Annotated in this window: 16 protein-coding genes; 4 read left to right on the top strand and 12 right to left on the bottom strand. The window is 44.8% G+C overall.

All coding sequences use genetic code 11. From position 1 onward, the window contains the following. Window positions 1–2 precede the first annotated feature (2 nt). From BMX05_RS03205 to BMX05_RS03155, 11 genes are all read right to left on the bottom strand, one after another. Complete coding sequence (locus BMX05_RS03205; protein ID WP_177166766.1) at window positions 3–560, bottom strand: GspMb/PilO family protein; 558 nt, start codon at window positions 558–560, stop codon at window positions 3–5. Continuing rightward, window positions 550–1,935 carry a PilN domain-containing protein gene (locus BMX05_RS03200; protein WP_093308520.1) on the bottom strand — a complete coding sequence of 462 codons (1,386 nt, stop codon included), beginning with the start codon at window positions 1,933–1,935 and terminating at the stop codon, window positions 550–552. The genes BMX05_RS03205 and BMX05_RS03200 overlap by 11 nt, the downstream gene beginning before the upstream one ends. 75 nt (window positions 1,936–2,010) lie before the next feature. Beyond that, window positions 2,011–2,988, bottom strand: coding sequence for a type II secretion system minor pseudopilin (locus BMX05_RS03195; protein ID WP_093308519.1), 978 nt, complete (start codon window positions 2,986–2,988; stop codon window positions 2,011–2,013). Further along, complete coding sequence (locus BMX05_RS03190) at window positions 2,988–3,656, bottom strand: PilW family protein (RefSeq protein WP_093308518.1); 669 nt, start codon at window positions 3,654–3,656, stop codon at window positions 2,988–2,990. The genes BMX05_RS03195 and BMX05_RS03190 overlap by 1 nt, the downstream gene beginning before the upstream one ends. Further along, window positions 3,657–4,013 carry a prepilin-type N-terminal cleavage/methylation domain-containing protein gene (locus tag BMX05_RS03185; protein ID WP_093308517.1) on the bottom strand — a complete coding sequence of 119 codons (357 nt, stop codon included), beginning with the start codon at window positions 4,011–4,013 and terminating at the stop codon, window positions 3,657–3,659. It abuts the gene before it with no gap. After that, entirely contained in the window at window positions 4,004–4,453 is a 450-nt protein-coding gene (locus tag BMX05_RS03180; protein ID WP_093308516.1) for a type II secretion system protein, read from the bottom strand. The genes BMX05_RS03185 and BMX05_RS03180 overlap by 10 nt, the downstream gene beginning before the upstream one ends. Continuing rightward, window positions 4,428–4,832 carry a type II secretion system major pseudopilin GspG gene (gene gspG, locus BMX05_RS03175; RefSeq protein WP_093308657.1) on the bottom strand — a complete coding sequence of 135 codons (405 nt, stop codon included), beginning with the start codon at window positions 4,830–4,832 and terminating at the stop codon, window positions 4,428–4,430. Before gspG ends, BMX05_RS03180 begins: the two co-directional genes overlap by 26 nt. Before the next feature lie 86 nt (window positions 4,833–4,918). Beyond that, window positions 4,919–5,593 (bottom strand): isoprenoid biosynthesis glyoxalase ElbB, encoded by a 675-nt coding sequence (gene elbB / locus BMX05_RS03170; RefSeq protein WP_093308515.1) that lies wholly within the window; start codon window positions 5,591–5,593, stop codon window positions 4,919–4,921. A 20-nt stretch (window positions 5,594–5,613) separates the two neighbouring features. Continuing rightward, window positions 5,614–8,946 (bottom strand): mechanosensitive ion channel domain-containing protein, encoded by a 3,333-nt coding sequence (locus BMX05_RS03165; protein ID WP_093308514.1) that lies wholly within the window; start codon window positions 8,944–8,946, stop codon window positions 5,614–5,616. Window positions 8,947–9,072: 126 nt separating this feature from the next. After that, window positions 9,073–10,404, bottom strand: coding sequence for a DUF4214 domain-containing protein (locus tag BMX05_RS03160; protein ID WP_093308513.1), 1,332 nt, complete (start codon window positions 10,402–10,404; stop codon window positions 9,073–9,075). Between the two features lie 83 nt (window positions 10,405–10,487). Continuing rightward, complete coding sequence (locus tag BMX05_RS03155) at window positions 10,488–12,416, bottom strand: DUF4214 domain-containing protein (RefSeq protein WP_093308512.1); 1,929 nt, start codon at window positions 12,414–12,416, stop codon at window positions 10,488–10,490. A gap of 232 nt (window positions 12,417–12,648) precedes the next feature. Here BMX05_RS03155 and BMX05_RS03150 point away from each other — a divergent pair, with 232 nt between their 5' ends. From BMX05_RS03150 to BMX05_RS03135, 4 genes are all read left to right on the top strand, one after another. Then, the gene (locus BMX05_RS03150) at window positions 12,649–14,163 is read left to right on the top strand and encodes a methyltransferase domain-containing protein (RefSeq protein WP_093308511.1); all 1,515 of its coding nucleotides are present in this window, start codon (window positions 12,649–12,651) and stop codon (window positions 14,161–14,163) included. After that, entirely contained in the window at window positions 14,160–15,197 is a 1,038-nt protein-coding gene (locus BMX05_RS03145; RefSeq protein WP_093308510.1) for a glycosyltransferase family 4 protein, read from the top strand. Before BMX05_RS03150 ends, BMX05_RS03145 begins: the two co-directional genes overlap by 4 nt. 10 nt (window positions 15,198–15,207) lie before the next feature. Further along, on the top strand, window positions 15,208–16,254 hold the full coding sequence (locus tag BMX05_RS03140; RefSeq protein WP_093308509.1) for a glycosyltransferase family 4 protein: 1,047 nt from the start codon (window positions 15,208–15,210) through the stop codon (window positions 16,252–16,254). Between the two features lie 97 nt (window positions 16,255–16,351). Further along, entirely contained in the window at window positions 16,352–18,079 is a 1,728-nt protein-coding gene (locus BMX05_RS03135; RefSeq protein ID WP_093308508.1) for a bifunctional ornithine lipid synthase OlsF, read from the top strand. On the opposite strand, the gene BMX05_RS03130 is transcribed toward BMX05_RS03135, so the two are convergent. Further along, window positions 18,054–21,263: an EAL domain-containing protein gene (locus BMX05_RS03130; protein WP_177166765.1), complete on the bottom strand. Its 3,210-nt coding sequence runs from the start codon at window positions 21,261–21,263 to the stop codon at window positions 18,054–18,056. The genes BMX05_RS03135 and BMX05_RS03130 overlap by 26 nt on opposite strands. Between the last annotated feature and the right edge of the window lie 29 nt (window positions 21,264–21,292).

The raw sequence follows: 21,292 nt of genomic DNA, 5'->3' as shown, positions 1-21,292 counted from the left end.
TATTAACTCCTTGGCAGAAAGAAACCGCCGAGGGTCAGGCTTTGCACTAAGGCGCGCCCTTCGCGGTCTTGAGCACGAATAAGGGTTTCTTTAAGATAAAAACTTGGCGTGTGCGCTTCTAAAGCTTGTAGCCATAACATCAAGGCCGCCGGTGTCGCTTCTAGCTCGACCTTCATTTCAATATAGTGTGTAGGCGCTTGCTCTAAATGCGTTTGCAAGGCAAACCACTGCGGCTGCTCTAAACGTCGAATACCCACACCTTCTTGATTGCTGAGGGTGCGCAGACTCTGTTGCATGGCCGCCGCAGCAGTTTGTGGGCTGGTATCTTGCCAAATGGATAGGCGTACTTGCTGCCATTGTACATCTAACTGTTGTAATACTTGCTGATAGGCTGGCAAACGGGCGACTTCTTGCCGTTTCTGTTGATACAGCTGTTGCGCTTGGTCTAAATCCCACCAAGCGCCTGTGGTCTCTCGCGCTTGCCACCAACGTATCCCTTGGATCGTGAGCAAAAGCACCGCGATCCCAGCAAGTAAACGTATACGTGTTTCAGGGTTCACGGGCGTAAGTCTCCATAAAAGCATCGCGCTGTGGCCAATCAACCAACTCTATACTGATACCAAAACTGGCATAAGCCCCTTCCCGTGTGATAGCACGAGACAAGCTCACCTTAGTAAACTCAGGCATCTGACTTAAAATACCCACCAAAGCTTCCGCTTGAGCGCTACGACCGACTAAAGTCACTTTCCCTTGAGGCTCTAAAATAATTTGTGTCAGCCAAGTATCTTGCGGTAACTGTTTATCTAAAGCCGTTAACCAAGGCAAAACTTGCAACTTGGGTAAGCTTTCTAGCAAAGCAAAACGTGCTTCATAAGCTTGGATTTGCGCCCGCAATGCTTGCACCTGCGCGATTTGTGGTGCAAGCGCTGCTTCTTGTTGCGCAATACTTTGCACTTGCTGCCAGCGTTGCCATCCAGCAAGCGCACCCAAACCAACTAGACACAACCCTACTAAGGCGGTGAGTATCAAAAAGCGTCTTTTACGTACTTGTCGTTGCTGATCGATATAACATGGTGGACGAAAATCTAACCGCAGGGGTAAGCGCAATTGAGGGTGTACTTTTTTGCCAATCTGACCGGCTCGCTCTAGCAAGTCCATCAAGCGTGAACTTAAAGTGTGATACTCCACTTGCGCGCCGACACCCCAATAAGGCCAAGTTTGCTGATCCGTATGCGCTTGTGCGGCTACATAAGCTTGCGGCCCCCATTGACATGCTAATTTAGGATCTTCTGGCTGCCAAATCACTTGGGTGATGCCTTGCGTGCTGATCTCACAATAGGCTTGATCTTCTTGCACGGGTACCTGATCAAAGGTGGCATCAGCTAACCGTAACAAAGGACGATACCCCACATTTGCAAGCGGCATTTTAGGAAAGACTTGAGTGATTGCCTTAATCCACATGTGCGCAAAATGTTGCGATAAAGCCAACACCTGATAGTTTTGCTGCTCTGGGGCGCTTTGTCCCCATGACCAAGTCGGGATGACTTGCAAAATCAACGCATGTTGCGTCGCAAAGGGAAAATATTGACCTTGTTGTAATGCAAGTGCGGCTTGTGCTTCCTCTATACTCAAGGCTTTAGGCAACGCCACTTGCGTATGCAAAAAACATTCTGGCGGCAACCAGATAGATAGAGGTTTTTGAGGATGTATTTGTGCCAGTACACTCGTTTGCAACCAAGAAACCAAGCTTGTCTGAGCATGTGCAAGCGTTTCTTGATGCGTCTGCAAACTTGCCGATATCACCTCTACTGGACAGGCAGACAAGGTAAGATGCTGCGGAGGCAAAGTGCGATTTTTTAACCATGACGCTACCGGAAACCGACAATAATACGCCTGATCTGTTCCTATAATCAGATGTTGCCCTGATAAAGGCATCTCCTGTATGAATGCCTTAGGCTTTCGCAAGGCAGTTAAGGAGCTAAGTAACGTCTTTTTCACATCGAATCCCATTTACGGTTGAGCATGTAACCAGCGTATACCTGTGGCTAAACGCCTCTGCTCGCCTTGCCACTCTAACTCGACGACTTCATATAAGCTAAAGCCCGCATCTTTATGGGCAACAGCTTCAATCAAAAAGCGCCGGCTCGGCTCAAAATTCAACCAAGTAAACAGACTTGGCCAACGTGTGATAGGCACTAAATCCCGCACTTGGTTCAAGGTTAAAGGACGTATCCCCTCACGGGCTTGTAACAGGGTGCGCGCTAAACTTGCATCCATGCCAGGCAAAGCCGCTAACAAATCAACGCTGGCATAGTTGGGATTGACTTTATTTTCAGGTGCATACACAGAAAAATATTGACGCAAATCCCCTTGAGGTAACCAAGGACGCGATATCTTCCACAACCGCATTTCATCAACATATACCAAGTTTGCATTGCGCGGGGCATAACCTAATTTTTGATAATCATCAAACTCAGCGCCATTTAAAGCCTTCAGATGGTCTGGATCACGCCAGTCTTGCCATACCGCCGTCACTTCTGTCGCTAAACTCTCGTTTTGATGCCAAGCCTGTATCAAACTGCGCCACTGACCTGCCACCATCAGGTTGGGATTGATACGTCCGGAAAGGTCGAGGATACTAACACGCGCCCCTTGTTGCGCCAATTCCGGATAGGTATCAAAGTGCGTGCGCCAGCGCCCATCATAAGGCAAATAGGCTTGTTTTTGCTGTACATCAAGCTGAGTTTCCAACACAGGGGTTAGTGGCTGCCAATGTCGTGTATGAGCAATTTGCTCTTCCGCCCAATGTAATAAAGAGCGCGCTTGCGTTTGCCAAATCAGCCTTTGCTCACGCTGACTTTGATATTTGGCATAGGTCCCTAAATGGTCACTAATAAAAATCAACCAAATACTGGCCAGTGCGAGCATCCATAACAGCAAAATAAGCACCATACCTTGGGAGGTGTGACGAGAGCTGACACCAGGCATTAGCGGCTTGGCTCCGCACTTTGCGTAATTCCTGTATGACGTTCACCCAGCGGAAACCACCAAGTTTGCCAAGGTGCATTCGCTTCTAGCCGATAGCGCAAGCGTACCGCATCTGGTAAGCGTGGATATTGGCCCGCATTCCAAGTATTGAATAAAGCAGCCGGCAAATTCAGCTGTTTGTTTTCCTCTATCCAATAAGCAAGCTCAATACGCTGTGCGGCTAAAATATCTGTCCATAAAGTTTCTTCAGCCAGGATCTCTGGTGAAGCTTGCGTGTACACAGGCGCACGCGCCATCTGTAAATGCATTTGCTGTCCGTTTTCTTGAATACGTAAACCGTATAACCAAGGCGCTTCTTGCACAGGAGAATCCGCCGCTTGTCCAGGCTGGACGCCTGTGATTCGACTAACCCAAAACACTTGTTGTGCTTGGCCATCAAAAAAGACCGACCTATCGTTATATAAGGGATATAACCAAGCGGTATAAAAGCGTTGACTTAGATGTTCTGCTTGCGTTTGCCAAATTTCTGGACCAAAAAGCACAAACCCTAAACGCCGCCAGCTTTGTTCTACCTGTTTAAGCACACCACCTAAAGCCGCCATAATGAGCACACTGAGCACCAAAGCAACCAGCATTTCTAGCAAGGTAAATCCTTTAGTCGCTCGCATTTATCTTGATCCCTGAATCCGAGTATCACGCCAAATCCAATAACGTATTTCTGGCTGATATACATCAGGTATCTGATACAAGCGCCAGATGCGCTGTGATTTTTCACTCAAAGGCATCAGAATTAAAGGGGCTGAAGTTTGCCCCATTTGTGTCGCTAAGCTGGGTAAATCTAAGGCGGCATACTGAGTATGGCGTTCTCTATATCTCTCTTGTGCAGTAAAAATTTTAGCGGCCAACTGATAATTGCTACCCAAAGCTGCATACAAGGCCGTGAGGCTCACGCTTAAAATAAGTAGTGCAATCAGCGCCTCTAATAAAGTAAATCCGCGAGATCTACCTCGTTTCGTTATTGCCATTGCACACCCAGTTGACCTGTCAAAGCTTGTACATGAATGGCTAATTGCAGGCGTCTATTTTGCTTATGCGTATACGTAATAGGCGCACCATACACACTGGCATCTGCATAAATGATCCAAGTGATGGCTGTTGATTCACTTGGCATATGCACATGCCAATCTTGCATCAAGGGCGCAAAAACTTCATCTACAACGAACTCCATGCTGCGACCTTCGTGCAATGCTTGCTGCCGATAAGCATCCAAAGCTTGCTGCAAACTAGGCGTTAAACGCACATAGTCCCCACGGCCGCCTTGAGAGAACATTTGTGGCATCAAAGTGGCCGTAGTAATTGCCATAATCGCTAGCACTAACAACAGCTCTATCAAGGTAAAGCCCTGTTGTCGTCTAGAAGATGATAAAAACATAGGTATTTTACTGACGGCTAGAAATATCCGCATCTATGCCCTCACCACCATTTTGACCATCGGCACCATAAGAAATGATTTCATATTCGCTTTGGCCATCACGACGATACTGGTAGGCATTACCCCAAGGGTCAGCCGGTACGTCTTTAGGTAAATAAGGCCCAGCCCACAAACGTTCATTGTCTGCATTGGTACGCAAGGCTTCTAAACGACTGGGATAACGTCCAACATCTAAGCGGTAGGCCGCTAAAGCTGTCCCCAAACTTTCGATTTGTACTTTCGCTGCTTTTTGTTTGGAATCATCGACTTTACTAAATAATTGTGGCCCGACCATCGCTGCGAGCACACCTAAAATCACCATCACAATCAAAAGTTCGATTAAAGTAAAGCCTCGTTGCCTAGATGCTTGCATCACTTTTGGGTTCCTTTCTTTAAGAGGATCAAAACCTAAACAAGGGGCCATCTAGCCCCTTTATTTTCTCTGATTAAAGCCTTCACTTACACAGTTTGGCGTTCAATTTTCGCTAATTCTACGACTTTATCCACCAGCTTAAAAATCCCTTGTGCTGCTTGATCAATACGTTCAGCGAGCATGTAAGCAGGGGTTGTGACGAGTTTATGCTTTGCATCAACCACAACCTCATCAACCGCACAAGATTTGTGCAAACCGCCCATGGCACTAATCGCACCAGCAACGCCGGCATCTTGCCCTATTGTACAGGTCACACCTTGGCCAAGGAGTTTGGCAGTCAAAGCAGGGGCAATGCACATCAGACCCAAGGGCTTACCTGCTTGATGGAAGGCTTGTACTTGTGTACATACTTGTGTATCAACTTCGACTTGCGCCCCTCGAAAGGCAAAATCAGAGAAATTTTTAGCCACCCCAAAACCACCTGGTAAGATCAGGGCATCAAAATCCTCTGCGTTAAGTTCAGTCAAAGGCAAGATGGCACCACGGCAAATCCGCGCGGCTTCTGTTAAGACGTTGCGTTGCTCAGCCATTTCTTCCCCTGTGATATGGTTAATCACATGATGCTGGGGTTGATCTGGGGCAAAACATTGTACTTGTACATCAAGCTGATCTAAACGCAATAAGGTCAACACGCTTTCGTAAATCTCTGCACCATCGTACACACCACATCCAGAAAGCAAGACAGCGATTTTCAATTTCATAAGTCACCTCTTTTGGAAAATCAAGTGGCAGGTGCATCAGGTAAATGACGCACATGCAGATCTAGTTGCGGAAAGGCAATTTCAATTTGGTGTTGCGCAAATACCTTAGCGATTTGTGTATGCAATTCATGTACTACAGGCAAGCGCGCGCCCATATCGTTCACATAAACTCTTAATTCCATATCCAGCGAGCTGGCACCAAAGGTCAGGAAAAAGGCATTAGGTTCTGGGTCAGCCAACACAAGAGGGTGCTCATATGCGACTTTTAATAGCAGCTCACGTGCCAGCTCAGTATTAGAGCCATAAGCCACCCCAACAGGAATCACGACACGAGTAATGGCATCCGATAAAGACCAATTCACTAACTGTTCGGTGATAAAGGCCTTGTTTGGAATAATAATTTCCTTACGATCCCAATCGGTAATCGTGGTTGCACGAATTTGAATACGTGTGACTGTACCACTTAAATTGCCAATGGTAATGGTATCGCCAATCCGCACCGGCTTTTCAAACAAAATGATCAAACCAGAGACAAAATTTGCAAAAATTTCCTGCAAACCAAAACCTAGCCCCACACCCAAAGCCGCGACTAACCATTGTAAACGTCCCCAGTCCATGCCCAGTTGGTTAAAGCAACTTAAAATACCAAAAGTCACTAAAATATACTTAGACAAGGTCGTGACCGCATACGCACTTCCAGGTGCTAATTGCATCCGTTTGAGCACTAACAGCTCAAGCACGCCAGGTAAATTACGGGCTGCAAAGATACTTAAACCCAACACGGCCATCCCAAATAACGCCCCTTTTAGGGTAATACTTTGGATAATCTCGCCATCTGCATTCCTTTGATCCCAAAGGACAATAGAGTCTAATGCCGCTAAGGAAGGTAAAAAATCCGCAAACACACTGCCAATTAAGACAAGCAAGGTGCCTAGTAGGCCGGCTTTTAACAATACCCGAGATTGCTCACTTACAGTTTGTAAATCGAGTAGATTTTCTTCGACAGGTGGTGGTGCATCCCCTTTCATTCCTGTACTGCTGCCTTCTTGCGTTGCGGCCTCCTGTGCGCGTTGCGCTAAAATTTCCTCGCGTTTAGTTTTTGCACGCTGGAAGGCTAACCAACGTTCTTCCATTAATAACCAACGTTGTGCCAATAGATAGATCAAGCCGACACCCGCCAAAATGGCAATAATTTTCCATACGAGTGTGAGTACCACCCAAGCACTATAGGAATAACCATAGGCGGTAAAAATACCGAGTCCAAAGTGCAAAATAGCTAACAAACGACTCCAAAGTGCAGGACGTTGCCACCAAGTCGTTACAGGAACGGCTTTCGCTAATTGATGGGCTAAATGCCACCAATAAAGGGCCAGAGTTAACAATAAACTGATTTGCAACAAGCGCCCTATGCCTTCGCGTAGTTCCAGATGCCCATAAGCATCAATCACTAATAAACTCGCTAACATAGGAATAGCCAGCCAAGCCAACCAACGCCAGCCTTTTGTTAGCTGTAGAGCCAAAGGCGCTGGCCACTGAAAATGTGCTACAGCTAAACTATCCGGATACTTAAACCAATACACACAACTTAGATAAAGCCCTCCTAAAATCGCTAAGCTATACAAGCCTTCACTCATTGCAAGCATCAGTTGCCCGCTACTTGTACCGACTTGTGCATATTCAATAAATAACCAAGCCCCCGCACCTGTACCTAGCAGCACAGGCAAATAAATGATAGGAACGGACCAAAGTAAGCGTAAAGTGTAACGATAAGAATCCTGGGTCACTTTACCAATACGCTTGCTCCATTCAGGTCTTTGTGCCTTCAAATACTGACGCATCCGCCAACCAATAAAGGTTGCAATCAAGATCGCCATACCCCAAACAATCCATGCAAACACAGGAATTTTCTGTATTAATTGCCAGCCAGTTTGTGGATTGAGACTGCGTTGCAAGCCATCGATGACCCCACTGACCCAAGCTAAATCAATCAGGGGTGCACTCGGAATCCATAGCTGATGACGGCGTAAAAATTCACTTGCTTCACGGATTTGCGTATTGGCTTGTTCTTGCAATGCAAGCAGTTGCAAATATTCATGTACTAGGCGTTGTTGCGCCTCCTGCAATTTTCGCAGCAAGGTGAGGCGTTCTGTGTGATAGGTACGGATTTGATGCTTTTGCTCAGGTGCCAACTCAGTTTCTACGGATACTGTTTCATCATTCTGCGACGTATGACTCGGGGTACTTGCTGGCCGAGCTAACACAGGTCCTTGAGCTTCGATTTCAATCCGTCGGCGTTCAAGTTCCAAAGACTTCAAACGTACTGAGTTTAAAGCTTCGCGGGTTTGTTGAATCGGATGCAGTCTTGGTAATTGCTGCAATAAACGCCGAACTTCTTGACCTGCATAACCTACCTCTAATTCCACCTGCTGCTGCAAGGTGCGCAGATTTTCTGTAAGATTTTGCTGCTGCTGGCGAATTTTTGTTTGTTGGCCACTAATAGCTTCCGCGTTTTGCACACTTTGATTCAGCTGCTCACTCAGCGCTTGGTTGCGGTTGAGCGCTTCCCGAACCCAAGGATGTAAGCTTTGTACTTCTTGTTGCTCAAAATTGCTTTGTGTTTGCTGTGCATCTGCACGTCTTAATTCTTGGATTTGCCCTTGTATAGAAGCAAGCACTTGATTTTGTTGTTCTGTCTTACGAGCTAATAATTGTAAAGAAAGGTTAGCTACCTCAATTTGCGTAGGTAGCACTAAAAGTTCTAATTCAGTCACGCGAATTTGCGCTGCACGGCGGGCACGTTGCGCGTTGATACCCAAAAGCTCAGCTTCCGCTACACGCGCATTCGTACTTGTCGTTGCTGCTTGTGTATCTGTTTCTTGTTTTAACTGGCTGAGTTGTTCATTAAAAGTCAGCTGTTTTTGTTGCTTAAGTTCAATATCATTGCTGAGATTCGTGTACTGAGTTTGTAAATCTAATAACTGGGCTTTTTGTAAAGTAAAATTCTGTTCTAGCTGAGCCAAACTCATGCGTTCTAGCCCTGCTAGCTTGCTTTCTGCAGGTACGGGTTTGGCGAGCTCTTTGTTCAGCCGATTCATTTCTTTAGGCAAATTAGCGATTTGTGCCTGCAATTCTTGTGCTCTTTGATTGAGCTCCTGCACTTGCTTGAGGGCTAGTTGCGCGGCTTGATAAGTCTCACGTAGTTTTTTTCCTTCTGGTGTATCTGCACCTTGCAAACCTGCCAAACGTTCATTGACCACAGTAAGATTATCTTCCGCACTTGTATCAACAGAGATGCATAAGCTGGCGATCAATACCAAGCCTAAGCTGAGGCGACGGTATAATGAAAGTCCCAAGGTCTCTACTCCCTTTTACTTTGTTGGAGGTGTCAGTATAGCAGCTTCAGCTTGTGTGCTCTGCCGGCAACAAAAAAGCAGAAGCCTAAGGCTTCTGCTTCTCATATCATGTCAATAACCTAGAGATTAGGCGAAATCTAACCCACCCACATTTTGCATAAAGCTATCTGCATTGTTCGCTAAGTCTGAGCTTAAGCCGGTCAAATAGATCTCTAACTCACCAACCAACAAGACAAGTTCACCATCATTGAATGCTGTATTTTGTACGTTTACATCCCCCGCAATCACCCCATCAAGGAAACGAATCGTATCGTCTGCACCAAAACCATTGATCGTTACTTGTACCGATTTTTGTTCAAATTCATACACAAAGTTGTCGGTTGCTGCATTCAAAGTTGCTGTTGCTGCATCCCCATCAACCAGCGTTGGTTCATCTGTACCTGTATCTGTCGTGGTATCTGTGGTTGTGTCCGTATTCGTATCTGTTGTGGTGTCTGTTGTAGTATCTGTGATAGCACCTGAATCTGTCGTGGTATCTGAGGTAGTATCTGTCACGCTACCCCCTGTGGAGCTACCACCGGAATCGCCTAGGAAATCATCTAACAAGTCGCCAGAATCTGTGGTATCTGTGGTCCCTGTATCTGGTGTCGTTGGCGTGGTTGGCGTAGTTGGTGTGCTCGGCTCACTCACATCTGGGGTATCATCAACAACCAAGCCCCCACCTGAACTTGAACCATTATCATCACCACCTGGCGTGCTAGGCGTTCCTGTATTAGGAATCAAGCTGGTAATTGCACCTTCTAGTGTGGCCTCTTGCAAATCATAGCCCAATGCAGCTTCTAAACGCGCAATTGCTTGTGCATCTGTAAGGTTTAATCCTGAGAACTCAACCCCTTGTGCAAAACGTGCTGTGATTTCTTCTAGAGTGACACCACCACGTAGGCTATTCACCCAGAAGGTTAAACCGCCCACATCAGCATCACGTTCTAATAATGTCGAATACAAATTTTGGATAGGTGCGACCTTATTGGTATATTCGCTAGAAGTTAGCAGCCAAAAGCGCACTTCATTTTGAGTAAGTGCACCTTGTTCTAGCATGCCACTCCAGTAATTTAAACCAGAAGTATCCGCATCTCTTAGTAAAACTTCTTGGTAGATGGCATTTACGGCTGTGGCATACGGGTTATTTTGTCCGTCAGTGTCACCACCGGTATCGCCACCTGTATTACCATCGCTACCAGCACTACCACTGCCACCGAGAAAATCATCAAGCAGATCATCGTTAGAACCAGACGAACCCGAAGAACCGCCTGGTGATAACACATCATCATTCGTATCTGTTGTGGTGTCTGTCGTCGTGTCAGTAGTCACATCTGTCGTCGGTTGGGTGTTGGTATCTGTCTGTGTATCTGTACCTGGGGTGCCGCTACCGCCCAAAAAGTCATCCAATAATGCCATGATTTCGTCTCTCCATCTTCGATTATATAGGTAGGGATTGTAATCCCAAAGATTGTCACTTTTACTTACTCGGTATCAACAGACTAAATAAAAACGCTCGTTGAAAATCCATTTAATTGGTTTAAACTTTCTATCCCAGTCAAACGAATAATAAGATCAGAGGCTGGGTCATAATTCAAAGTATCGGTTTCTGTATTGACAAGACTGGCAGCATCGTCTGTCGTATCCGTTGCATCTGCTGGCTGATAATCTGCGTTATATTCTTCAACAAGTAAATAATAACCTGCTGCTGTTCCTGCTTTCACTTGTAACAAAACAGCATCAACATCATCACCGGCAAAAGCGCTTTGAATTGTTGCATTGGCTTGAATCGTTTCTGTTAACGAGCTGTAAAAACCACTTTCTAAGCTTAAGGCTTGCGTACTTCCACTTAAAGGCGCTTCCAGTCTAATTTTGTCACCTTGGGTAAAATCGAGTCCGTGAATCGTATCGCCGACAAAATCGGTGGCACCCACACTTTGTTGTGAATAGTCTGCACGGTTAAACACATAAATATCTGCGCCTTCTCCACCTTCTAAGTAGTCTACGCCTTCACCACCACGCAATTGGTCCTCATTCTTACCACCAACAAGGTAATCATCACCAGCATAACCAAGTAAATCATTAGAACCTGTCGTTGCACCATAGATTTTATTAAAGGCTTGCAGTTGCGGCATTTGCTCTAAATCGAGAGTGGCTGCTTGTGCCAGCTTCAAGATGGAATCGCCCTGTGCTGCCGGTACAATGTTAGTCAGTTGTAACAATTGCTCGCGTACCATAGTCACTGTATTGCCGCCGTTGCTGAGTTCAAGCTCTTCCATATCGAACATCAGCACCTTGCTTAAATCCACCGCACCACTTTCTTGCAACGTCAGGCGGTCGGTGCCTGCACCACCTTGAAGCTCCTCTTGCTCTAGGTGAATTTCATCTAAATCTGCAATGATAAATTCATCATTGCCATCGCCGCCAAACATGCGATCTTCACCATAACCACCATGTAAGGTGTCGTTACCTTCATCGCCATATAAGGTGTCGTTACCTGATAAGCCCTCTAATAGATCATTGCCCGCACGACCGTATAAGATATCTGCGGCGCCTGTTGCAGTTAGCTTATTCGCATCATCATCGCCATAAAGACGCGCTGCATTAAAACGCATATCGCTGGCATCAATATTGACGGCACTGACCAAATCTTGCACGTTTAATACAGTCCCTGCATCCGTCACTTGGTCTTCACGCAGATCAGCAAGCACAACGCCATGGCTTTTATCCGTTAGGTACAAGGTATCCCCTAGCACTTGGGTATCAACCCAATATTCAAGCTCGTAACCGGGTACTAAAGGTCCGTTATATTCAGTGCCTTGGAATAACTGAGATACCAAAATTGCCGGATCAGAAGGTGCTCGACGCAATTCTTCTGCTGTGGGTTCACGTCCCAGCATAGCGTTATAAGCCAACACTGTATTGACTTCTTTTGCCATGCCTTCAATCGCTTCTTGCGATTCTGAAAAGCTGACTAACACATCTTTTTGTGTTGCCAAACCTTGGGTCAGCACTTCTTCCCAATAGGCCGTCCCTGAAGGGTCACCTGCACGACCTAACACATTGACATACAAGGAGTTCACAAAGTCACTATGACTGACATCACTCCCATACATGTCTGTATATTCTGTCGAGCTCAGCAGCAAACGTGCAATTTGATAAGGAGTTTGTCCATTAGCCATTTCTTGGGCCCAATATTCCATCCCTTCAGAATCAGGGAAGCGGTTAAAGGCTGACATATAAAGACGAATAATGGGCGAGTAGCGGTCAGAGAACTCTGGGCTTTCTAGAAAATAAACAAACATATCCTCCGCACTGACCTGGGTAGAATCTAATTGCTGTTCCCAATAGGTTAAACCTTCTGCATCTGGATTACGTTTTAACAGCTGGTTATACACATAGGTCGTAAAATTTTGTGCGACTACAGACATTGAGGTGTCTCCTTTACTAACGCGCCTTGCTATGATGATGTGTTGTCAATCCGCAAGTTTGCAAATTAATTCAATAAAATAATCAAGATTCTAATCGGGTTCTCACACCTAAATCCACTACTAGCAAGCAAGCACAAGGCTTGAAGGCAGATTTCAATAACAAAATCTGCTACATTGCCCGCTCTTTTATCCGTTTATTTATTCCACTTGCCCTGGCTCCAAGGAGTTCAACTTGCAGGATCTTGACCTCACTTGTCTGTTTTCCTATCAGGATGAAGATTTTATCCTTCAAGCTTATTTACACTTGCTTGGGCGCGAGCCCGATCCTCAAGGTCTAGCAGATTATCTACACGCCTTACGCTCAGGGCATTATCCCAAATGGCGCATTCTCGCTGCCTTGGCAAGCTCTGCTGAGTTTAAAGCCCAGCACCCACAGCCACCTAAAGTATTAAAAGGCTACATTCGTAAACACAAGCTCCTTAAATTACCCGGTGTTGCCACCTGTGCACGTGTTTTACAACTTTGGCGCTTGCCACAACAACTGGCAGCAACACGTGCTGAAATCGAACGTTTACAGGTCTTACAGGAGCGTAAACGTTTATGGAGCCCTGAAGCCCAAGCCCCTGATTTACATGTATGCATCACTGAAAAAAGTCAACTCGCCCAACAACGCCAACGCGCGCTTGGTGCACAAAATAAAGAGGCTTGGCTGCAATATTTAACCAGTCTAGAAGCGAACCAAGACGCTTTAATGCAAGCTTTGGCTTTACAACGTCAGCAACATGGGCGCTTAAAAACGGATTTAATGCGCCAGATTAGCATGCGTGCTTTGCAAGAACACTTACAAAGTGTACAAGACCAGCTGAATCAGAAAATTGCTGAACTGAGAGACCACTTAGAACAAAAAATTGATCGAATGAGCGCTCAAGATCAACAAGCCTTAAAGCGTCAACTCGATGGACTTACTTATCAGGTCACCAGCTTACGCCAAGGTTTAAGCGCCCCTGCTTGCACAGAAACAGAAAATACAACACATCACACAAGTCAACAGACAGATCCCACACCTCAGGCCCTAGATGCTTTATATCTTGCGTTAGAAGATAAATTTCGTGGTTCTCAGCAAGCAGTACATCAGCACCTGAAGATACATTTGCAACATATTGACAACCTAAAAAGCCAGCAAACCAGTTTAAGAATTGCGGATATAGGATGTGGCCGTGGGGAATGGGTTGCTCAATGCCAAGCTGCTGGACATCAAGTTATTGGTGTCGATATGAATGCGAGTATGGTGCAGAGCTTGCAAGATCAAGGCTTGACAGGGGTACTTGCTGATGGGATTCAATGGCTACAAACACAGCCAGCAGCAAGCTTGGATGTGGTTACTGGCTTTCATATTGCCGAGCACCTTGAGTTCACTACCCTAATTACCTTCATAGATGCTGCTTGGCATGCCTTGACCGATCAAGGCTACTTGATTTTAGAAACACCCAATCCTGAAAATCTCGTCGTGGGTGCCTACTCTTTTTACTTAGATCCCACCCATAAAAATCCAATTCCACCGCTGACCCTTGAATTTTTATTGCAGGCACGCGGCTTTACCCAAACCCAAATTATCCGTTTAAACCCACGCCAAGAAGTGGACACCAGCCCGTTAGCAGAACATTGGTTTACTACGGCAACAGATTACGCAATCTATGCATGTAAATCTCAATCACAAGCCCAGATATTAGAGGATACCCAAGCATGATCCGACGCCTAGCCATTGCCAGTGTACAAGTTCCTTTTGTACAAGGTGGCGCGGAATATTTAGCACAAGGGCTATTACAAGCTTGCCGTCATTCAGGTTATCAGGCAGACCTTATTACCCTGCCTTTTAGTTATACAGATGCACCAAAAATGCAACAGCAAATGCACGCTTGGGCACAGATGGATTTTACCCAACTCAATGGGGTCGATCCGGATATGGTGATTTGCCTAAAATTTCCCGCTTGGTATTTGCAGCATCCTGTCAAAGTCGGTTGGATCCTACATCAGCATCGCCCTGTGTATGATCTGTGGGAGCAGCTCTATCCCCAACCGAGCACCCAAGAGATTGAATTAAAACAGCAAATTGAAACTTGGGACCAGCAAGCCCTCAAGCAATGCTTACACCTATTTACGATTTCCAAAAATGTGAGCCAGCGTTTACAAACCAGTTGCGGTTTAGATGCCAGCCCCATTTATCATCCTTCCCCTTTAGCAGACGCTTTATACACAGCGCCCAGTGAAGGCTTTATTTTTGCGCCGAGCCGTTTAGAACCCCTCAAGCGTCAAGCCCTCCTGATCGAAGCAGCTGCGCAAGTCCCTCATCCACCGCAAATTCGTATTGCGGGTACAGGTACCCAAGCCAAGGCACTTGCTGAATTAATTGAAAAGCATGATTTGCAAGATAAGGTCAAACTGGTCGGTGAACTCTCACAAGCTGAAATGCTGTCCCATTATGCCCATGCCAGTGCAGTCTATTTTGCCCCCTATGATGAAGATTATGGGTATATCACTTTAGAAGCTCTCGGGGCGGCCAAGCCTGTGATTACTTGCAGCGATTCTGGCGGACCACTGGAATTTATCCAACACCAAGTCAATGGTTGGATTTGTCCGCCAGAGGCGCACGCCTTAGCTCTTGCATTGGCACAAGTCCAAGCCAATCCAAGTTGGTGCACCCGTTTAGGCCAACAGGGCTATGAAATGTATCAAGCGTTACATCTCAGTTGGGATAAAGTGCTATTTGAACTGATTCAGTAAGGAAAATCCCATGCGTATTGCTATTGCAAATACTCAGGTACCCTTTGAGCAAGGGGGTGCAGAAATTTTGGCCCAAGAACTTTGCCAAGCCTTTAAAACGCGCGGGCATGAAGCAGAAATTGTGACTTTGCCGTTTAAATGGTATCCCAGCGAACAATTATTAGATCAAATGCAGGCCGCTTCTTTGCTAGATCTCACCAGTGCCAATGGACGTGAGATTGATCGTGTGATTACCCTCAAATTCCCTTTGTGGTTGGTGCAGCATCCCCATAAAACCGCTTGGGTTTTACATCAACATCGGCAGGCCTACGATTTATACGCTGGCCCTTATAGCGATTTGCACACCAATGCCCAAGGCCAAGCCATTGCACATGAAATCTGGCGTCGTGATCGTCAAGCCTTACAAGCCCATCAGGGTTTATTTGCAATTGCAGAAACCGTAGCACAGCGTTTGTGGCGTTATAATCAACTCAGTGCGCAAGTGCTTTATCCCCCGCCGCAAAATCAGACTGATTTTTATTGTGAGCCGGCGCAAAAATATGTACTAGCTCCTGGACGCATGGACCCACTGAAACGCCAAGAACTTTTACTCCAAGCTTGGCAACAAGGGGCACCTAAAGATTGGCAACTGATTTTTATCGGCCCAGATACGAGCGCGTATGGGCAAGCTTGTAAAGCCTGGGTACAAGCCCAAGGGCTTACCGATAAAATCCACTTTTTAGGTCGCGTCAGTGAGCAAGAAAAACTCAAACTCTATGCACAAGCTGGGCTAGTTTATAACGGGGTTTATGATGAAGATTATGGTTATGTCACTATCGAAGCCATGCTTGCTAGCAAAAGTGTCTTCATCTTTGCAGATGCTGGCGGTCCTCTAGAGTTCGTACAAGCCGGCATCACTGGGCGTATTTGCGCACAGGCAGATGTTGAAACCTTAGCACAGGCCCTTGCAGATTTAGATTTACAACAGCTCACTCAAGAAGGGCTCGCAGGACGTGCACACATAGAGACGTTTAATCTGAATTGGTCTTATATCGTCGATACTTTATTGGCCACATAAGCGCTAGTCATCAAAACGCCTTCCACTTGTCGCGGGCGTGTCATTTGGCTGTTTTAGCGTCTTAGCTTACATGTCTTTGAGCTAGGATGGTAAAACAGTGATTGATATCCAAGATCTTATCACCCAGAAATACCCAAAATTTGTAACCTATCCAGCGATTTTGCGTCGACCTCTCCTAGCCATATTGCGCCATTTAATTCGAGAAGTAGAAATTAATCGCTTTTTACAACAAGAAGCCCCTAGCCAAGGCTTTGAATTTATTGATAAGGTCTTGGAATACTTTCAATTTAATTATTTAGTTAGCCAGAGAGAAAAAGAAAATATTCCTACTCAAGGCCGAGTTCTCATTGTTGCCAATCACCCTTTAGGTTCTCTTGATGGTCTTGCTTTACTTAAATTAGTCGGTGAAGTTCGCCAAGATGTCAAAATTATTGCTAATGATATTTTGATGCATTTTTCTCCATTACAAGCGCATTTATTGCCTATTGATAACCTCACGAGAACAGATTACCGGCAAAGCATGGCACGCGTCTTAGATGCACTAACAGCCGATGAAGCTGTCATATTATTTCCTGCTGGCGAGGTCTCACGTGCAAGCGCCACGGGTATAAAAGATGGCCCTTGGCTTTCTGGCTTCGTCCATTTTGCACGTAAAACCAATACGCCTATTTTACCTGTTTTTATTGGTGGCAAAAATTCATGGTGTTTTTACTTTTTCTCTTTTTTTCATCGACCGCTGGGACTCCTCCTCCTTGCACGAGAAATGTTTAAGCAGCATAAAGCGAGCATTCCTATTCGTATTGGTGAGTTGATTCCCTTACATCGTTTCGATTTAGAAGGTATTCCACTTAAAACTAAAATTAAATTATTACGTAAGCATGTTTATCGCCTCAATCGAAGTCGCAAACCTCTATTTATTACCGAAAAATCAATTGCGCATCCAGAAGATCGACAAATGTTGCGTAAAGAGCTCAAGCAAGCAGAATCTTTAGGTATGACCCAAGATGGTAAACAGATTTACTTGTTCGATTACCAACCAAGCTCTAGTGTGATGCGCGAATTAGGACGTTTACGAGAAATTGCATTTCGTCGTGTTGGTGAGGGGACAGGAAGTAAGCGTGACCTTGATGAATATGATGTTGATTATCGACATTTGATTTTATGGGATGAGGAAGAATTAGAAATTGTTGGTGCCTATCGTATTGCAGAAGTGAAAAATTTAATTCAAAAAAAAGGAGTAAACGCTTTATACACTCATAGCTTATTTGAGCTGAACGATAATTTTTTACCTATATTAAATCAAAGCATTGAACTAGGGCGTAGTTTTGTTCAGCCTAAATATTGGGGCCGCCGCAGTCTAGATTATTTATGGTTTGGTATTGGCGCCTACTTAAGAAAAAACCCTCATATTCGCTATATGTTTGGCCCAGTTACCTTAAGCAATACCTACCCACAGATGGCCAAGGATCTACTCGTAAGTTACTATCGTCATTATTATAAGAAAAACACACTTTATGCTAAAGCAAGGGCGCCTTACCTTATCCAGCTAGAGCATCAACAAGAAATTACAACCTATTTTAATTTAAAGCATCCAAGAGAAGACTTTTACACCTTACGCCATCAGCTAGACCAAATGGGTGTCACCATCCCAACTTTATATAAGCAATATACAGAATTATGCGAGGATGGTGGTGTACACTTTTTAGATTTTAGTGTCGATGCTGCTTTTGGCTATTGTATTGATGGGTTAGTGTTAGTCGATATTCAAACCATTAAAGTGAAAAAGCGTGAACGTTATATCAACTCAGCTCCGCAGGCAGATTAATTTGTTGTGCTGCTTCTAATTGCAAACGGGCTAAGGCAATCAACAAACGTTTTTGTATATTTCTTAGCTCTTGCACACTCGCTTGTATCTGTTGTGCATCTAAGCGGCCGGCACGGCGTAATTCGAGAAGCTCTCCCGCCGTCACATGAAGGTTCTCATGCAAAGGACCAACCTCTTTGTAAGCAGGCAAACTTTGATACCGCCAACGTCCTTCTCCCGTATACCAACGCCCAAAACGACACGCAAGGGCATCCCCAGGGGAAGGTGGTGCACGACGTTCTGGATTTTCCAAAGCCGCAATCAAATCATTAACCCAACGTCTATGTTCCACCTCAACCGAAAGCAAGGGGTAATCTTCACGCTTCCACACTAGATGCGCATTATCACGCCAACTCAAGGGTTGCTGATAACTTGCAATCCATGCAGGCAGCTCCACAGCAGGCATAGGACGTGCAATGCCATAACCTTGCCCCCAATTGCAGCCAAGGCGCAAGAGCATTAGCCCGTGTGCTTCGGTCTCTATGCCTTCTGCAACCACTTTACGTCTAAAAGCATTACTTAATCCTAAAATCCCTTCAACTATCGCTAAATCATCTGGGTCTTCTAACATATCACGTACAAAAGACTGATCAATTTTTAAAACTTCTGCAGGTAAACGCCGGAAATATGTTAAAGAAGAGTATCCAGTACCAAAATCATCTAAAGCAAAACGAATCCCTAATTCCTGACAAGCTTCGATCACACGGTGTGCATGGGACATATCATCTAACGCAGCCGTTTCTAGAATTTCTAATTCCAGTTGATTTGGCGCCAAATACGGATACTGCATTAATAAATTACGGATATAATCGACAAAATCTTTTTGTTGTAATTGGCGCGCTGCAATATTAATACTTACATGTAAGTTTAATCCCTGCTGCCGCCATAGATCCAGTTGTTGCAAAGCATCCTTTAATACCCAACGACCTAGATCACAAATTAAATCTGTATCTTCAATTGCAGGTAAAAAACGTCCGGGTGCTAAAATACCTTCTTGCGGATGCTGCCAACGAATCAAGGCTTCAGCACCTAAAACTTCTCCTGTGCGCATATCAACTTTAGGTTGATAAAATAAACAAAATTCTTGCTGATCTAATGCCGCTTGCATCCGTGTTAAGTTATCGCGTTTCACTTTGGCTTGACGGTCGGATTCCGTATCAAACACATGGTAGCCATTACGCCCTGCTTGCTTGGCAGTATACATAGCTTGATCTGCATGGCGTAATAAAGTATCTGGATCTGAACCATCTTGTGGAAATAAAGTCACTCCAATACTTGCAGACAGAATTAAAGGTGCTGGCACCTGCTCTAACATATAAGAAGCTGCTATACAAGCGAGGACTTCTTGAATACGTTGTTGCATTTGCTCATAACTTTTTATGTCTGTTAATAAAAGTGCGAATTCATCTCCGCCCATGCGTGCAACTGTATCACCAACATTTAATAGCGCTAGCAATCTTTGCGATACTTCTACTAATAAACGATCACCTACTTTATGCCCATATTTATCATTAATAGGTTTAAATCCATCTAAATCTAGATAGGCAATAGCTAAGAGATTTTGATGACGTTGTGCTTGCGCCATCGCTTGCTGCATACGTTCTGCTAGCAAGGTTCGATTAGGCAAATGCGTTAAACCATCATGATAAGCGAGATGCTCTAAACGCTGTTGGCTGTGTTTTAGTTCAGTAATATCTGAAAACAAAGCAACATAATGTGTTGTGTCCCCATGTGTATTACGTACTGCACTAATTGTCAGCATTTCTGCAAATAAATAACCATCTTTACGCCGATTCCAAAGCTCACCCCGCCAAAAGCCTTTTGCTTTTAGCGTGCTCCACATTTGCTCATAAAAATAACTATCTTGCTTGCCAGAATGCAAAATACTTGGACGTTGCCCTAAAGCTTCTTCACGGGTGTAACCTGTTAAGCGAGTAAAAGCTTCATTGACTTCAACAATACATCCTTGAGTATCTGTAATTAAAATTCCATCATGGGTATGTGTAAAAACACTGGTAAATAAACGTCGTCTTTCATCTGCTTGTTTACGCTCACTAATATCTTGCTGTACGCCAACAAAGTTAATAATTTCTCCTTGTGCATCAACAACCGGTACAATATGTGCATCGTCCCAGTATAAATCACCATTTTTCTTACGATTGCAAAACTCTCCCTGCCAAGATTGACCTTGCGCAACGCATGTCCACATCTCTTGAAAAACGCTTGTTGGTGTCAACCCTGACTTTAATAAACTAGGTGTGGCACCAATTAACTCTTCTTGGCGATAGCCGCAAGTTTCTAATAAACGGCGATTGACATACTCTATTTTTCCGTAAGTATCTGTAATAAGAATAGAGACTGGGCTTTGTTCTACAGCACGTGATAATTTTAAACGGACACGCTCGCCTGCATGCAATCGTGTTAACATCTGATTAAGCGCAATAATAATTTGCCCTAATTCATCACGCCTGTGACCGGCTGGCATGGGTAAATGCGGTGCTTGTGCTGAGTCCAAATCGATATCTTCAACTTGAGAAGCAAGGGCTTCTAAAGGAGCCGTTAGCGTATATCTAAATAGAATAACTAAGGTTAACCCAAGCAAAATCGCTGCTACTGACATGCCGATTAGGTTTTGTAAAAACCCTAAGAGCAGCTGATAACCTTCTTTATGTAAGTCAAATTCTAATAAGAGCAAACCTACAGGTTCTTGTGTGAAAGAAGTGAGTTTTAACTCACTTTTAATTTGATAAACACCACCAAAAGGAATCGCTGTAATTTCTTGTAATCCGGCATAATCAAATTCGTTATTGATTGGATGATGACGTTCTGCAAGGATCTCTCCACGATCAGTTAAAATCGCAGCATATTTTAATTTAAGTAGGGGACGCAGCATTTCGCCTTCTAAGATTTGTTGTGCTACAGTCGCATCCAAACTATAGGCTGCTTGAGTCGCTGCTGGCGTTGCTGCAAGCACGCGCTGCGCCATGATATTTTGTAAATAGCCGTGCTTTAAATAATATTCGTGTGCTGTTTTAAAAACACTAATCGCAAACCCGAGTAACAAAGAGAGTAAGAATGCTTGTTTTGCAAGGCGTAAAGAAAGGATACCTGGGGCATGTTGACGCCAGCGGCTGAATTTCACCATTAAAGGCCACTCCTTAAAGGGGCTGCTGT

The organism is Allopseudospirillum japonicum (genome assembly GCF_900108915.1).
GTDB lineage: Bacteria > Pseudomonadota > Gammaproteobacteria > Pseudomonadales > Halomonadaceae > Pseudospirillum > Pseudospirillum japonicum.
The sequence above is the reverse complement of the archived record's forward strand: the minus strand, read 5'-3'. Positions and strand labels throughout refer to the sequence as shown.

What these genes read in the sequence shown, in the direction of transcription:
- BMX05_RS03200 (WP_093308520.1), bottom strand. Translation starts at nt 1,935, where the DNA reads ATGCCTTTATCAGGGCAACATCTGATTATAGGAACAGATCAGGCGTAT.
- BMX05_RS03195 (WP_093308519.1), bottom strand. Translation starts at nt 2,988, where the DNA reads ATGCCTGGTGTCAGCTCTCGTCACACCTCCCAAGGTATGGTGCTTATT.
- BMX05_RS03190 (WP_093308518.1), bottom strand. Translation starts at nt 3,656, where the DNA reads ATGCGAGCGACTAAAGGATTTACCTTGCTAGAAATGCTGGTTGCTTTG.
- BMX05_RS03185 (WP_093308517.1), bottom strand. Translation starts at nt 4,013, where the DNA reads ATGGCAATAACGAAACGAGGTAGATCTCGCGGATTTACTTTATTAGAG.
- BMX05_RS03180 (WP_093308516.1), bottom strand. Translation starts at nt 4,453, where the DNA reads ATGCGGATATTTCTAGCCGTCAGTAAAATACCTATGTTTTTATCATCT.
- gspG (WP_093308657.1), bottom strand. Translation starts at nt 4,832, where the DNA reads ATGCAAGCATCTAGGCAACGAGGCTTTACTTTAATCGAACTTTTGATT.
- elbB (WP_093308515.1), bottom strand. Translation starts at nt 5,593, where the DNA reads ATGAAATTGAAAATCGCTGTCTTGCTTTCTGGATGTGGTGTGTACGAT.
- BMX05_RS03160 (WP_093308513.1), bottom strand. Translation starts at nt 10,404, where the DNA reads ATGGCATTATTGGATGACTTTTTGGGCGGTAGCGGCACCCCAGGTACA.
- BMX05_RS03155 (WP_093308512.1), bottom strand. Translation starts at nt 12,416, where the DNA reads ATGTCTGTAGTCGCACAAAATTTTACGACCTATGTGTATAACCAGCTG.
- BMX05_RS03145 (WP_093308510.1), top strand. Translation starts at nt 14,160, where the DNA reads ATGATCCGACGCCTAGCCATTGCCAGTGTACAAGTTCCTTTTGTACAA.
- BMX05_RS03140 (WP_093308509.1), top strand. Translation starts at nt 15,208, where the DNA reads ATGCGTATTGCTATTGCAAATACTCAGGTACCCTTTGAGCAAGGGGGT.
- BMX05_RS03130 (WP_177166765.1), bottom strand. Translation starts at nt 21,263, where the DNA reads ATGGTGAAATTCAGCCGCTGGCGTCAACATGCCCCAGGTATCCTTTCT.